The following is a 13,124-nucleotide window of genomic DNA, read 5'->3' as shown; positions in this document are numbered from 1 at the left end:
AGCTCGAGGCTATTCGATCTTCCGTGCATCAGGTCGCGTTCGCCGTCGTTGGTTTACCGCACCTGACGATGGACCCGTCGCGTCCTCACGGCCCGCCGCGCGCCCAATCCCAGCAGCGCCGCCACGATCCAGCCACCGATAAAACCGATCGCTCCCCAGACGAGACCCGCAAAGCTGACGGGGACGCCGGGCACGAAGTCGCGCCAGGTATTGGCGAAAACGACGTCATCTGCGTCTTGCAGCAGCACGAAAGGCTTGGCGACGGGTGCGGCGGTGCCGAGGTGGAGTTGCTGCGACAGTAGCGTTTCGTAGCGTGAGATCGTGCTTTGCATCGAAACACCACGGTCGCGCAGGAAATCGTCGGATGATTGCGCATAGGCGTTCAGCGCCTGCTGGCGATCGAGATGGTGTTCGGCCGCCTGGGCATTGAAATCCTCGACGATGACTCGCAATTCGTCGATCGCCCCGCCGATCCGCTGGCGGTATTGCTGCGCAAATTCCGGCGCCTGCGAAAACACCGTGCCGCCGGCAAGCCCGGCGACGACGGTGATGATCCTTGCAATCGGTCCCATGAATGATGCCTCCGGCTATCCCCTGCGCTAACGATCCGGCGCGTCAAAGGTTTCTGCCTCCGTCACAATCGGTAACTCTATGTGATTGAACCGACTGTGCTTCCAGCGAGTTGATGCCGTGACCAACTCAGAAAGAGAGGCTTGTCATGAAGCAGATTATCCTTGCCTGCACGCTCACTGCAGCGTCCATCTTTTCCGCAATGCCGTCCCAGGCGGCAAGTGTGACCATCACCACGGATGATGCGCGCCCCACTTACCGTCATGCGGAACGGCCCTATTACCGCCATCACATGCGGCCGCGTCACGTCTCCCAGGACTGCTTCACCAAGACGGAAAAAATCCGCCGTCACGGCCATACGGTCGTCAAGGAAACCCGAATCTGCCGATAAGGCAAATCCATGCAGAAAAAGCCCGGCTGATCCTTCAGTCGGGCTTTTCTCATCTGATCTCGCCGATGAGGAACTTCGCAATATCAGCCGCGTTTATTGTGAAACGGGAGTATTCATCATGCGTATCAAGATGATTCTTTTGGCCATCTCTTATGTCGCCGTCAGCGTCGTGCTGCTTGCCATCGCCTATCAGCCGCAGAGTTCGGGCGCCATGCAGAAAACGGATCGTCTGGCCGGCTCGTCCTTCCTTGTCGAACGCTTCGCCGGTTGATCAGCTGAGCGCCGGCTTATAGGCGAAGACGTGCTATTCCTCGTCCGGCAGGTCTGCACCCGGAGCAGCCCGCCGTCTGGTCAATGCGTACCGTCAAGCGAAGATCCGCCAAGCAGAATCCGGTTCTGCACCGCATGCACGCCCTCGACGGCCTTGGCGACCGCGGTTGCCCGTTCGATTTCGCCCACCGTGCCGACTGTGCCGCTCAACACGATCTGGTCGTTCTCCATCGTCACTTCGACATCAGACGCATCGATGCCACCGGCGATCGCCAGCGCATTGGCAACGGCCGCCTCGACCGATGCGCGATTGGCGATTTCGGCTTCCATCTCGGGTTCGAGCCCGTGAAATGTCTGCTCCTTGAAAACCATGATCCATTCCTCCGTGAAACCTGCGGAGGAAACGCCCTTCGACAGAGTTTGGTTTCAGCACCGCTACCAGTTAACGCGATAGCGGAGATTGACGCTGCCAGCCTCACCCCCCGAAAATGGATTGTTCATCGACGCATCGAGGTTGAGGTTCGGCAGGATGGTCTGGCTGACCGCCACCGTACTTGAGAAGTCGCCGCTGGCATTGCTGACGCCTGTGCCTGCCGAAAGCGAGGTTCCCGTCCAGGGATGGATCAGTTTCAGCGCTTGGGATGCCGTCACAGAAGCCTGCCGGGCATCGACCGCGTCAAATTGAACGCTGATGGACCGGCTCGATTGCATGTCGAGCGAATCGGACAGGATCCAGCTACGCGAGCGGCTGAGGGTCAGCGCGCCGCTGCCGCGCAGCGTATCGACGCTGACGCTCGCGCCCTGCTGTGACTGGCTTGCCGGGGTGACGTTCGTCCTGGTGATCCTGCCCCAAAGCATTGCCTGTTCGGAATCGGGCAGTGGCGCCCCGCCCTTGGTCGAGGCAAGCGCGATGTCGGCGCCAGCGCTCGTTTCCCATTCCGCCGGCAGGCGAAACCCCATCGTCGCCTTGTAGGACCGGTCCGAAAGCTTGGTCGGCGACCAGATCAGCAGGTCGTCCGCCCGCGCCGCGGTGGTGAGCGAGGGCAGGATGGCGAATAGAATGCATGCTATTTTGGATGTCGTCATGAAGTAAGAACATTTTGCCTGACACAGGGCCGCGGCTCCGAAACCGAAGCAGCAGCACACATGAAGCGCTCGCAGCGAACGCGATCAGGGATCACGGCCAAGCCGCTCATCCCGGTTTCATCCTCGATTTAATGGTTGGCTCGGAAAGCCGGCGGCACTGAGTGCCTGTTCTTCAATAGACGCCTTAGCGCCCCGAATTGCCCATGCGACCGAAACCAGCCGCAGCGGAACCGCGATTCCTCAAGCAATGTTATAAGGATCACATCCAACCGCCGTTCTGTAAACCCCTTAAGGGTTGAAATCTGCTGCACCGCACACTTGCCGCCCCCTCCAAAGCCTAGTAGAGCCTGAGCCTACGAGAGAAATTTTCGCGAAATTCCACATGATGACCGGCAAAAGCGCGCCGCGGCGCCTCAGCATCTTCGGTTCGACGGGTTCGATCGGCCAGAATACACTCAATGTCGTCGATCATCTGGGCGGACGGGAGAACTTCGAAATCTCCGTGCTGACCGGCAGCGGCAATGTCGAATTGCTGGCCCGGCAGGCGAAATCATCCGGTGCGCGGCTGGCGGTGACGGCAAACGACCGGCATTACGAATCACTGAAGAGCGAACTTTCCGGCAGCGGCATCGAGGTCGCCTCGGGAAAATCCGGCCTGATGGAAGCCGCCGACCGCGAAGTCGACTGGGTGATGGCGGCAATCGTCGGCACCGCGGGCCTGGCGCCGACGCTTGCCGCCGCGCGCCGCGGCGCCGATATCGCTCTTGCCAATAAGGAATGCCTGGTATCGGCCGGCGATCTGTTCATCGCAGCGATCCGCGAAGGCGGCGGCAAGCTGCTTCCTGTCGATAGCGAGCACAACGCCATCTTCCAGGTGCTGGAAGAGAACCAGCGTCACGCCATCGAGCGGGTCATCCTGACGGCGTCGGGCGGTCCCTTCCGCACCGCCTCGCTGCGTGACATGGCTGATGTGACGGTGGAAACCGCACGCGCCCATCCGAACTGGTCGATGGGATTGAAGATCTCGATCGACAGCGCCTCGATGTTCAACAAGGCGCTGGAGATGATCGAAGCCCGGCACCTTTTCGGTCTGAGACCCGAACAGATCGAAGTCATCTTCCATCCGCAATCGATCATCCATTCCATGGTCGGCTATACCGATGGGTCGGTGCTGGCGCAGCTCGGCGCGCCCGATATGCGCACCGCCATCGGTTATGCCCTGTCCTTTCCGCGCCGGCCGAACCTGCCGGTCGAGCGGCTGGATTTCGCCAAGCTCGCCAGGTTGGATTTCGAGGCGCCGGATGAGGTGCGGTTTCCGGCGTTGCGGCTCGCACGCCTGGCGATGATGCGCGGCGGCGTTCAGGGCGCGGTGTTGAACGGCGCCAAGGAAGTGGCGCTCGAAGCCTTCATCGAAGGGCGGCTGTCCTTCCTCGCCATGGCCGAGGTCACCGAGAGGGTCATGGACGATCTGGCCGGCCTGCCGCCGGCTGCCGGCATGGACGATGTCTTCGCCGCCGACAGGGAGGCTCGGCAAAGGGCGGCGGAGCTCATGACACTGGCGATCGCCGAGTGAAGATCAGACGGGCCGATCGCCGAGTGGTCGCCCGCCTGTGATCCTCACCACCGCCATTAGCGCAACCGGTTCCCGCTCTCGTCGAACAACCGGCAATCCGACGGTTCAAACAGCAGGCTCACCTGCTCGCCCGCCGCGATACTGATCGGTGACCGATGCTCGACGGTCAGCGACTGGCCATCGGCAAGCTGGCAATAGAGATATTGCGTTCCCCCGAGATATTCTGAGAAATCGACCTTGGCCGTCAGGCTGCCCGATAGATCGGATGCCACCTTCAGATGCTCCGGCCGCAGACCGAGCGTCACCGCGACACCAACCGGCCTGCCCGCCGGCGGCAGGCCGCTTTCGATACGCCGACCGGCGACTTCGACCAGGCCTCCCTCACCCCAGCGGGCATTCAAAAGGTTCATCCGGGGCGAGCCGATGAAGCCCGCCACGAAGGTATTCGAGGGATTCTCGTAGATTTCCCGCGGCGTTCCCGCCTGTTCGACGCGGCCGTCGCGCAGTACGACGATCTTGTCGGCGAGCGTCATCGCCTCGGTCTGGTCGTGCGTGACATAGATCATCGTGTTGCCGAGTTCGCGGTGGAGGCGGGCGATCTCGATGCGCATCGAAACGCGCAGTTCCGCATCGAGATTGGACAGCGGTTCGTCGAACAGGAAGACATCGGGCTTGCGCACGATCGCCCGGCCGATCGCCACACGCTGCCGCTGGCCGCCGGAAAGCTGTCCCGGCCGCCGGTCGAGAAGATGGTCGATCTTCAGGATCGCAGAAGCGGCCTTGACGCGCGTCTCTATCTCCGCAGCATTGGTGCGCGCCATCTTCAATCCAAAGGCCAGGTTGTCGCGCACGCTCATATGCGGATAGAGCGCGTATGACTGGAAGACCATGGCGATGCCGCGCTCGGATGGATCGAGATCGGTGACGATACGCCCCTTGATCTCGACCTCCCCGTCGGTCACGTCTTCCAGGCCGGCGATCATGCGAAGAAGCGTCGATTTTCCGCAGCCGGAAGGGCCGACGAAGACGACGAATTCGCCCTCCGCAATCGTCAGGTCGATCCCGTGGACCACCTGCAGATTGCCATAGCTTTTTCGCACGTCCTGGAGCACGACGCTCTTGTTAGCCATACCGTTCGTCATCCCCAAAAGACCTATCTGTCCGACTGGACCCAGACGAGCATCTCTCCGGGCGCGCGGTTGTCCCAGAGATGATAGGGCACGAAACGTGCGGTGGCGACCTGCCTTTCGGCCGGCGCTTTGCGGTAGAGCGGTGTTCCCCAGTTCGACGTTTCCTCGCGCTCGACCCTGAGATCAAGGGCGACGGCATCATTCAGATCCTTCAGCACGACGGTTTCGGCGGCCGGCAGCTCGCGGGGCAGGACGATGGCGTTGAGGTCTTCGCCATTGTCCGTCGTTTCGACGCAATAGACGAGCGGGCCGCGCATCAAGGCGACGCGGCCGGCATCCTGGCGCACCTTCGGGTTGGCATATTGCGGGCGAAGCGCCAGCGGCAGGTAAAGGGCGACACGATCGCCGTCGGCCCACTCGCGATCGATCCAGGCATATCCGTCCCGGAGATTGGCGTTGAGATCGAGCATCCCTCCGTTGACGCTGAGGGTTGCACCATCGGCCCAGTCCGGAATACGCAGCGACAGCGCGAATCTAGCCGGCTTCCCCAGCTTGGTGGTAAAGGCGATCGCACCGTCCCACGGGTAGTTGGTGGTCTGCTCGAGCTCCACCTCGGCGCCATTGGCAAGCTTCAGTCGCGCGGTGCTCTCGCCATAGAGGTGCACGGCGATCTCATTGTCGGAAACGGCGTACATGTAGGAGCCGATCGAGGTCACCAGTCGGGCGATGTTGGGCGGGCAGCAGGGGCAATGGTGCCATTTCCACCGGTGATGTTTGCCGGCACTTTCAAGCGGGTTGTCATAGAAGAACGTCTTGCCGTCTGTGGACAGCCCCGGCAGCGCACCGTTGTAAAGCGCCTGCTCCATGATATCGGCATAGCGCCGATCCGGACCTCGTCCGAGCATGCGGCTCGCCCAGAACACCAGCCCGACCGAGGCGCAGGTCTCCGCATAAGCGGTATCGTTCGGCAGATCGAAGTAGTCGGTAAAGCCTTCGTTGGAGGCCGCCGGCCCGATGCCGCCGGTGATGTACATCTGCTTGGTCGTCAGATCGTCCCAAAGCGTTTCCAGAGCTGCCGTCAGGCTGTCGTCCTTGTATTCGGTGGCGATGTCGGCCATGCCCGAATAGAGGTACATGGCGCGCACGGCGTGGCCGACGACCTTTGTCTGCGCGCGCACCGGCTGGTGCGCCTGCGCATATTCATAGGTCTTCTGGTGGTACTGGGAGACATCGCGGCCGTCCCGGCTTGCTTCCGCCGTGAAGAAATGCGGTTCGGTGCCGCGTTCGTCGATGAAGTATTTCGACAGGTCGAGATATTTCTTCTCGCCGGTCACGCGGGCGAGCTTGACCAGCGCGAGCTCGACTTCCTCGTGGCCGCAATAGCCTGATATCTGGCCTTCGCCATGACCGAAAATCTTGATCATGTAATCGGCATAGCGGCACATGATGTCGAGCAGCTTGCGTTTGCCGGTCGCCTGATAATAGGCGACCGCGGCTTCCATCAGGTGGCCGGCGCAATAGAGCTCGTGATGGTCGCGCAGGTTGGTCCAGCGGCGGCTCGGTTCCACACGCTGGAACCAGGCGTTCAGATAGCCGTCCTCATCCTGCAGCTTCTCATACATATCGATGATCTCGTCGGCGCGCGCTTCCAGCTTCGGATTCGGCCGGCGATAGAGCGAATAGGCGATGGTCTCGATCGACTTGCCGAGGTCGGAATCCCAGAACATCTGCGTCGTCCCGCCCCATGGCTGAATGGGAATGACGACCCCGGGGCTCGGCTGATCGACGTCGATCGCCTTGAGCATGCCGGCCTCGACGCAGCGGTCGAGAAGGGTCTCGGCGGTGGAATTGCAGACGGCGTCCTGCCATTTGCCCCAGAAGCCGCCGAGCTCCACATCGGGAACGGCGACGGGACGAAACTGGCGGTCATTGCTTGGTTTGGTCATGGGCTCCACTTTCTCTCAGATCATTTCACCGCGCCGGCCATCAGCCCGCGCATGTAGTAGCGTTGCAGGAGCAGGAAGACGATCAGGCAAGGGATCGTCATGACGACGACACCGGCCTGGACCGCTCCCCAGTTGATGGCGCCGAGCCGTCCGGCGCGAACCGCCGTCATCAGCACCGGCAAAGTGTATTTCTCATTGCTGGAGAGCAGCACGAGCGCGGCGAGAAACTCGTTCCAGGCATTGAGGAAGGCAAAGATCGCAACCGTCGCAACGCCGGGAAGCACCAGCGGCAGAAGAACCCGGACCAGAAGTCTGAGGTCGCGCGCGCCGTCGATGCGTGCGGCCTCTTCGATCTCCTTCGGCACGGCGTCGAAGGCGTTGCGCATCATGAAGACCGAGAAGGGCAGCTGCAGCGTCACATAGACGAGTGTCAGCCCAAGCAGCGAATTGTTGAGACCGAGCTTTGCCAGGATGATGAAGAGCGGCGTCAGGATCGACTGGAACGGGATCATCAGCGTCGCGATGATCAGCACGAACAGCGCATTCTTCAGCGGGAATCGGTATCGCGAGAAGCCGTAACCGGCGAGCAGGCTGACGGCGACCGTCAACACCACGGTGGCGACCGAAACGAACAGCGAATTGATCATGTGCCGCCAGATGCCGGCGCCGAACGTATCGAGCAGCGCGTAGGAATCGATGCTGACGCCTGAGGTCGGCCACGGCGGCAAAGGCGGCAGGCTGGCCTCCGTGCCATGCCGGAAGGACGACAACAGCGTGATCAGGAAGGGGGCGAGAAAGAAGATCGAGATAGTGATGCCGGTCAGATGATAGGCCGACTTTGTCCGGATGGCCTTGCGCGCGCGGCGTTCCCTTGAGGTGGTCATGGACGTTCCTCCCCGACGCGAAGCAGCCAGAGCTGCACGATGCTGATGGCGACCAGGATGGCGAGAAGCACGATCGAGAGCGCTGCGCCATAGCCGAGATTGAACGACACGAAGGACTGGTTGAAGATATAGTAGACCACCGAGATCATCTTGTTCTGCGGTCCGCCTGCCGTCATGATGTAGAACTGGTCGAAGGCAAGGATCGAACCGGTGACGGAGACGATCAGCGCCAACGCGATCGTCTTGCGCATCAGCGGCAGCGTCAGATGCCGGAAACGCTGCCAGCGGCCGGCGCCGTCGATACGGGCGGCCTCCGTCAGCTCGGACGGAATGGCCTGAAGCCCGGTCAAAAGAATGATCATGGTGAAGCCTGCGATCTTCCAGACGACCATCACCACGATCGTCAGAAAGGCGGTGTCGAAGGTCGCAAGAAGATTGGGGCTCTTTTCGACAAGGCCGAGCGCCTTCAAGGCCGGGCCGATGAAGCCGCTATCGACATTGGCGAGCCAGACCCAGAGCAGGGAGGCTGTGGCAAGACCGACCACGACGGGCAGGAAGATGATAGTGCGGTAGGCGCCGACGAACTGCCGTTCCTTTTCGACGAAGATTGCCAGCGGAAAGGCAATCGCGAAGATCGCGATGGTGACGATCACGGTGTAATAGGCCGTGAAACTCAGCGCCGTCATGAAGCGGGTGTCGTTGGCCATGCGGAAATAATTATTGAAGCCGATCCAGCGGGACGCCCCCATCAGCGGCCAGTTATGCAGGCTCATCCATCCGGTGAAGAGAACCGGCATGATGAAGAAGACGATGACCAGCGCCATGGCCGGCGCAATGTAGGCGAGGCCGCGCCAGTTCGATCGGCGCCGTCGCCTGCGCCGAGGCAATAGAATCTCTGAACCGGAACCGGTCATCAAAACGCTCCGCATCTGTCGAGTGGAATTGGCCGGGAAGCTGCCACCGCTCCCCGGCCGCGGCCGGGAGAGAGTTATTGGCCGCTATCGATGATCGATTGCATTTCCGACTGGGCGCTCGAAAACGCGCCGTCGACATCGTCGCCAAAGATCGAGGCGTTGGTGAAGCTGGCCCAGGGTCCGTTGGCGCTGTTGATCAAGTCGTTGAACTGCAGCGTATAGGGTGTCTTGGCGACACCGATCGCCTTCAGGCCGACCTGCATGCGCGGATCGAGACCTTCCAACACCTTATCGGCGATATCGCCGCGCGTCGGCAGGCTGCCATATTTCGCCATGATCTTCTGGCCGTCCATCGAATACACATATTCGAGGAACTCCTTCACCGCGTCGATCTTCTTCGTGCCCTTGGTGATCACGAAGTTGTCGCCGCCGGCAAAGGACGAAGGCTTCCCGTCGACGCCAGGAATGAGGGTTACGCCGAAGTTGATATCGGGATGCTCGGTCACCAGCGTGCCGATGGCAAAGGCGCCGAGGCTTTGCTGGCCGATCTTGCCGTTGGTGAAGGTCAGGAAGTTGGCGCCGTTGTCGCTGGCGGCTCCCGCCGGCACGAGGTCCTTCTTGACCATGTTGCGGTAAATATCGACGGCCTTGCGCATCTGCGGCGTATCGAGCGTCGCCGTCTTGCTGTCGGCCGACAGGATATCGGCGCCCGCACCCCAGACGAGCGGCGTGAACGTGAAGATCATGCAGCCGCCGCAGCCGCCGCCGGAGAAATAGAAGCCGTAGGTATCGTCACCCAGCGCCCGGATCTTCTCGGCATTGGCGGTAATTTCGTCCCAATTCGCCGGTGCCTTTTCCGGGTCGAGGCCGGCCTTCTTGTAGAGATCCTTGTTCCAGGCAAAGACGGAGGTTTCGACCGAGAGCGGCAGGCCGTAAATCCGGTCCTGATAGGTGCCGAGGCGAACATGCGATGGCGAAAGCGAGTTGAAATAGGGCAGGGATTTTGCCCAGTCCGTCAGGTCTTCCAGCTGCCCGGCCGCAGCAAAGGCAGGGTTATAGATGAGATCCATCGACAGCGCGTCTGGCGCCTGTCCGCCGGCGATCGCCGTCGCATATTTCTGCACCAACTCGGAGAACGGCACTTCGGTCATCACGACCTTGCTCTCGTGACCGGAATTATAGGCTTCGACAACCTTCTTGAAGGCATCGCCGATCCCCGAGCGAACCCACATTTCGACATTTTCGGCAGCCGACGCGGCCGACACCAGACATAGGGTAGCGATGCTGGTCGCCGCCAATAGACGCTTGATCATGACACTCCTCCCGATATGGCGCATCTCCTCGCGCCTTTGCTCATTCACGTGTTCTCATTCCGTGGGGGTTTCCCCCCGCATGACTGCCGGACGATCAGCCGGCACGGCAATTTCCTCACTCCCGGCTCGACAGGCCGTCCTTCCGCAAGCGCGAGCACCGTCAATCCGGCTTGTCGCCCGAGCTCCTTCAGTTCCATGTCCACCGTTGTCAGCGGCGGCCGCGTCTGGGCAGCGACAATCTCCCAATTGTCGAAGCCGATCACCGAGACGTCCTGCGGCACCTTGACGCCGCGTTCGCGCAACGCATCCACAGCACCGCGGGCGATCTGATCGTTGCCGCAGAAGAGCGCGTCCGGCTTTTCTCCCGGTCTCTTCCAAAGCTGTTCGACCGCCTCATGGCCCCAGTTTTCCGACCAGACGCCGTAGAGCACCGGCTCGCGGTGACCTGCGACCTCGTGATAGGCGCCGGCACGCTCCCGCACCGAGAAGAAGTCCTCCGGACCGGTGACGTGCGCAATCCGCCGCCGCCCGATCTTCACGAGCCACTCCACCGCCAGCCGCGCACCCTGTTCGTCGTCAGACCGGAAGGTAACGCTGTTCTGCGTCCCCTCCGTGAATGCGTAGACGACAGGCACATGCAAATTCGACAGATCGACAGGCAGACGTCTGTCCAGACGTTTTCCTGTCGCGATGATGCCGTCGACCTGTTTGTCGAGCATCGCGTCGACATGGATCTGAGCGAGCGCCGGATCGTCTTCGATGGCGCACAGGAAGACCGAAACGCCGTGATCGACGAGAGCGTCGGAAATACCCGCCATGACAGGCAGCGTGAACCGGCCATAGGTGTCGTTCGTCAGCAGCCCGATAGTGAAGCTGCGTTTGCTGAGAAGACCTCTCGCCAGCGCATTCGGCCGATATCCGATTTCGGCGGCGATCCGTTTCACCCGCTCGCGCGTTTCCGACCCCATCCGGCCGGTATCATTGAGAGCTTTCGACGCCGTCGAGATGCTCACCGCGGCAGCCGCCGCCACCTCGTGGATGGTGATCCTGCCTCTTTTTCCTCCCGATATGTTCAGAACGTCCTCCTTCTGAAGTGACCTGAGAAAAGCTTTTACCAATCTCTATGTCAAGTGAGAAAAGGTTTTCTCACGCGAGCTCAAGGCGACGCAGTTTGCGGGAGGACGCAAGCGCAGGGAAAGATCCATGCGCATCGGTCGGGCCGATTGCGATGTGTCATCGGTGTTAAGACCAGGCGCAGAGCGGATGATCTTGAACGGGCATGGGAGGCTTGTTGCAGCGTCTTGCGGGAGCAAGACTGATCGCTGTCAGAACCTCCAGTGGAGGCCCTGAATTACGGTTGGAACCGAGCGATCATCGAAAAATCAGGCGACGTGCCTTGCGAGCGCGCAGCGCGACCACAGCGAATGCAGCGCCTCGACCAGATGGGCGATATCGGCGTCGGAATGCAGCGGCGTCGGCGTGATGCGCAGGCGCTCGGTTTTCTTCGGCACGGTGGGATAGTTGATCGGCTGGACGTAGACGCCGCAATTGTCGAGCAGCAGGTCGGAGATCCACTTGCACTTGGCCGCATCGCCGACCAGCACCGGCACGATATGGCTCGGATTGGGCATATGCGGGATGCCGCGCTGGTCGAGCAGCGCTCTCAGCTTGCGGACACGGTCCTGATGGCGGGCGCGTTCGAACTGGCTGACCTTCAAATGCTGGATCGAGGCGACGGCGCCGGCGGCAAGTGCCGGCGGCAGCGCCGTGGTGAAGATGAAGCCGGAGGCAAACGAGCGGATGAAATCGCAAAGTGCTGTCGAAGCGGCGATATAGCCGCCCATCACCCCGAAAGCCTTGCCGAGCGTACCCTCGATGACCGTCAGCCGGTCCATCAGCCCCTCGCGCTCGGCAATACCGCCGCCGCGCGGGCCGTACATGCCGACGCCATGCACTTCGTCGAGATAGGTCATCGCCCCATATTTGTCGGCGAGATCGCAGATCTCCTTGATCGGGGCGATATCGCCATCCATCGAATAGACGCTCTCGAAGGCGATCAGCTTCGGCGCCTTCGGATCGGCGGCCTTAAGCTTGGCTTCGAGATCGGCCACATCATTGTGCTTCCAGATCACCTTGTCGCACTTGGCATAGCGGATGCCCTCGATCATCGAGGCATGGTTCAGCGCGTCGGAGAAGATGATGAGGCCGGGAATCTTCGCGCCGAGCGTGCCAAGGGCTGCCCAGTTGGAAACATAGCCAGACGTAAAGATCAGCGCCGCTTCCTTGCCATGCAGGTCGGCAAGCTCACGCTCGAGCATGACGTGATGGTGGTTGGTGCCAGAAATATTCCGGGTGCCTCCCGCACCCGCGCCACAGTGGTCGATGGCGTTCTTCATCGCCTCGATCACCTTCGGATGCTGGCCCATGCCGAGATAGTCGTTGGAGCACCAGACCGTGACTTCCTTTTCGCCATCCACGGTGTAACGCGTCGCGCGGGGAAAATTGCCGCGGTGACGTTCGAGATCGGCAAAAACGCGGTAACGGCCCTCGGTACGAAGCCCGTCCAGCTCGTTTTTGAAAAACGCTTCGAAATCCATCATATGCTCCAGTATCACGCGGATGTTCTTGATGACTGGACGTCCGCGCGTCAATGCTTACCCTTTGCTTTAACATCAACTGCGGCAAAAGGCCCAGATTTTTGAATGATTCCAGATAAAAAATATGCGAGCCGCGATCAACGAAATTGATGCCGCAGAAGGCAGCCGAGTTTGCGGACCGGGCAAAAGGCGACCCAGCCTGATCGCAAAAAAATCAGCACATCGGATGGACAACCCTTTCTTCCGACATAGTTTTCGGTCTAGCCTGACAAAAAATAAGAAGGGACGGCCTTTGCCCGCTGGGCAACAACCTCGGAGAAAAAAGATGAAGAAAGTTGTCATACTCGCATTGATCGGCCTGTCGATCGCAAGCTGCACGCCGACGCAGCAAGGCGCCGGCATCGGCGCTGCATCAGGTGCCGTCATCGGCGGCGCAGTCACCGGCAACGT

General features: G+C 61.0%; 13 protein-coding genes. 3 read left to right on the top strand and 10 right to left on the bottom strand.

Annotated features, from left to right (window positions below):
* Positions 1–53 precede the first annotated feature (53 nt).
* A complete protein-coding gene (locus tag MOV76_RS15330) occupies positions 54–572 on the bottom strand; it encodes a DUF2937 family protein (RefSeq protein ID WP_028734263.1) in 519 nt (172 codons plus the stop codon).
* Between the two features lie 146 nt (positions 573–718).
* Here MOV76_RS15330 and MOV76_RS15325 point away from each other — a divergent pair, with 146 nt between their 5' ends.
* Together MOV76_RS15325 and MOV76_RS15320 are read left to right on the top strand one after the other, a co-directional pair.
* Positions 719–961 carry a hypothetical protein gene (locus MOV76_RS15325; RefSeq protein WP_018482748.1) on the top strand — a complete coding sequence of 81 codons (243 nt, stop codon included), beginning with the start codon at positions 719–721 and terminating at the stop codon, positions 959–961.
* Between the two features lie 118 nt (positions 962–1,079).
* Entirely contained in the window at positions 1,080–1,232 is a 153-nt protein-coding gene (locus MOV76_RS15320) for a hypothetical protein (RefSeq protein WP_018448135.1), read from the top strand.
* An 80-nt stretch (positions 1,233–1,312) separates the two neighbouring features.
* Here the strand turns inward: MOV76_RS15320 and MOV76_RS15315 are convergent, their stop codons facing one another.
* Both MOV76_RS15315 and MOV76_RS15310 read right to left on the bottom strand, forming a co-directional pair.
* On the bottom strand, positions 1,313–1,603 hold the full coding sequence (locus tag MOV76_RS15315; RefSeq protein ID WP_018448136.1) for a BON domain-containing protein: 291 nt from the start codon (positions 1,601–1,603) through the stop codon (positions 1,313–1,315).
* Positions 1,604–1,666: 63 nt separating this feature from the next.
* Positions 1,667–2,317: a hypothetical protein gene (locus MOV76_RS15310; RefSeq protein ID WP_018448137.1), complete on the bottom strand. Its 651-nt coding sequence runs from the start codon at positions 2,315–2,317 to the stop codon at positions 1,667–1,669.
* 382 nt (positions 2,318–2,699) lie between these two features.
* On the opposite strand from MOV76_RS15310, the gene dxr reads away from it, so the two are divergent.
* Complete coding sequence (dxr, locus tag MOV76_RS15305; RefSeq protein WP_018448138.1) at positions 2,700–3,890, top strand: 1-deoxy-D-xylulose-5-phosphate reductoisomerase; 1,191 nt, start codon at positions 2,700–2,702, stop codon at positions 3,888–3,890.
* A gap of 56 nt (positions 3,891–3,946) precedes the next feature.
* Here the strand turns inward: dxr and MOV76_RS15300 are convergent, their stop codons facing one another.
* From MOV76_RS15300 to hemA, 7 genes are all read right to left on the bottom strand, one after another.
* The gene (locus MOV76_RS15300; RefSeq protein ID WP_247264802.1) at positions 3,947–5,020 is read right to left on the bottom strand and encodes an ABC transporter ATP-binding protein; all 1,074 of its coding nucleotides are present in this window, start codon (positions 5,018–5,020) and stop codon (positions 3,947–3,949) included.
* Between the two features lie 23 nt (positions 5,021–5,043).
* Positions 5,044–6,966: a glycoside hydrolase family 127 protein gene (locus tag MOV76_RS15295; RefSeq protein ID WP_018243826.1), complete on the bottom strand. Its 1,923-nt coding sequence runs from the start codon at positions 6,964–6,966 to the stop codon at positions 5,044–5,046.
* Positions 6,967–6,986: 20 nt separating this feature from the next.
* Positions 6,987–7,850: a carbohydrate ABC transporter permease gene (locus tag MOV76_RS15290; RefSeq protein WP_247264801.1), complete on the bottom strand. Its 864-nt coding sequence runs from the start codon at positions 7,848–7,850 to the stop codon at positions 6,987–6,989.
* Positions 7,847–8,764, bottom strand: coding sequence for a carbohydrate ABC transporter permease (locus MOV76_RS15285; protein ID WP_020493410.1), 918 nt, complete (start codon positions 8,762–8,764; stop codon positions 7,847–7,849). Before MOV76_RS15285 ends, MOV76_RS15290 begins: the two co-directional genes overlap by 4 nt.
* Before the next feature lie 74 nt (positions 8,765–8,838).
* The gene (locus MOV76_RS15280; protein ID WP_018448143.1) at positions 8,839–10,077 is read right to left on the bottom strand and encodes a sugar ABC transporter substrate-binding protein; all 1,239 of its coding nucleotides are present in this window, start codon (positions 10,075–10,077) and stop codon (positions 8,839–8,841) included.
* A 44-nt stretch (positions 10,078–10,121) separates the two neighbouring features.
* Positions 10,122–11,108: a LacI family DNA-binding transcriptional regulator gene (locus tag MOV76_RS15275; protein ID WP_247264829.1), complete on the bottom strand. Its 987-nt coding sequence runs from the start codon at positions 11,106–11,108 to the stop codon at positions 10,122–10,124.
* A gap of 351 nt (positions 11,109–11,459) precedes the next feature.
* Positions 11,460–12,674 carry a 5-aminolevulinate synthase gene (hemA, locus tag MOV76_RS15270; protein ID WP_018517247.1) on the bottom strand — a complete coding sequence of 405 codons (1,215 nt, stop codon included), beginning with the start codon at positions 12,672–12,674 and terminating at the stop codon, positions 11,460–11,462.
* Positions 12,675–13,124 lie beyond the last annotated feature (450 nt).

This window comes from Rhizobium sp. PRIMUS64, from assembly GCF_023006465.1.
GTDB lineage: Bacteria > Pseudomonadota > Alphaproteobacteria > Rhizobiales > Rhizobiaceae > Rhizobium > Rhizobium leguminosarum.
This window is presented reverse-complemented; position numbering and strand designations above follow the sequence as displayed.

What these genes read in the sequence shown, in the direction of transcription:
- dxr (WP_018448138.1), top strand. Translation starts at nt 2,700, where the DNA reads ATGATGACCGGCAAAAGCGCGCCGCGGCGCCTCAGCATCTTCGGTTCG.
- MOV76_RS15280 (WP_018448143.1), bottom strand. Translation starts at nt 10,077, where the DNA reads ATGATCAAGCGTCTATTGGCGGCGACCAGCATCGCTACCCTATGTCTG.
- MOV76_RS15290 (WP_247264801.1), bottom strand. Translation starts at nt 7,850, where the DNA reads ATGACCACCTCAAGGGAACGCCGCGCGCGCAAGGCCATCCGGACAAAG.
- MOV76_RS15320 (WP_018448135.1), top strand. Translation starts at nt 1,080, where the DNA reads ATGCGTATCAAGATGATTCTTTTGGCCATCTCTTATGTCGCCGTCAGC.
- MOV76_RS15300 (WP_247264802.1), bottom strand. Translation starts at nt 5,020, where the DNA reads ATGGCTAACAAGAGCGTCGTGCTCCAGGACGTGCGAAAAAGCTATGGC.
- MOV76_RS15325 (WP_018482748.1), top strand. Translation starts at nt 719, where the DNA reads ATGAAGCAGATTATCCTTGCCTGCACGCTCACTGCAGCGTCCATCTTT.
- hemA (WP_018517247.1), bottom strand. Translation starts at nt 12,674, where the DNA reads ATGGATTTCGAAGCGTTTTTCAAAAACGAGCTGGACGGGCTTCGTACC.
- MOV76_RS15315 (WP_018448136.1), bottom strand. Translation starts at nt 1,603, where the DNA reads ATGGTTTTCAAGGAGCAGACATTTCACGGGCTCGAACCCGAGATGGAA.
- MOV76_RS15285 (WP_020493410.1), bottom strand. Translation starts at nt 8,764, where the DNA reads ATGACCGGTTCCGGTTCAGAGATTCTATTGCCTCGGCGCAGGCGACGG.
- MOV76_RS15310 (WP_018448137.1), bottom strand. Translation starts at nt 2,317, where the DNA reads ATGACGACATCCAAAATAGCATGCATTCTATTCGCCATCCTGCCCTCG.
- MOV76_RS15295 (WP_018243826.1), bottom strand. Translation starts at nt 6,966, where the DNA reads ATGACCAAACCAAGCAATGACCGCCAGTTTCGTCCCGTCGCCGTTCCC.
- MOV76_RS15330 (WP_028734263.1), bottom strand. Translation starts at nt 572, where the DNA reads ATGGGACCGATTGCAAGGATCATCACCGTCGTCGCCGGGCTTGCCGGC.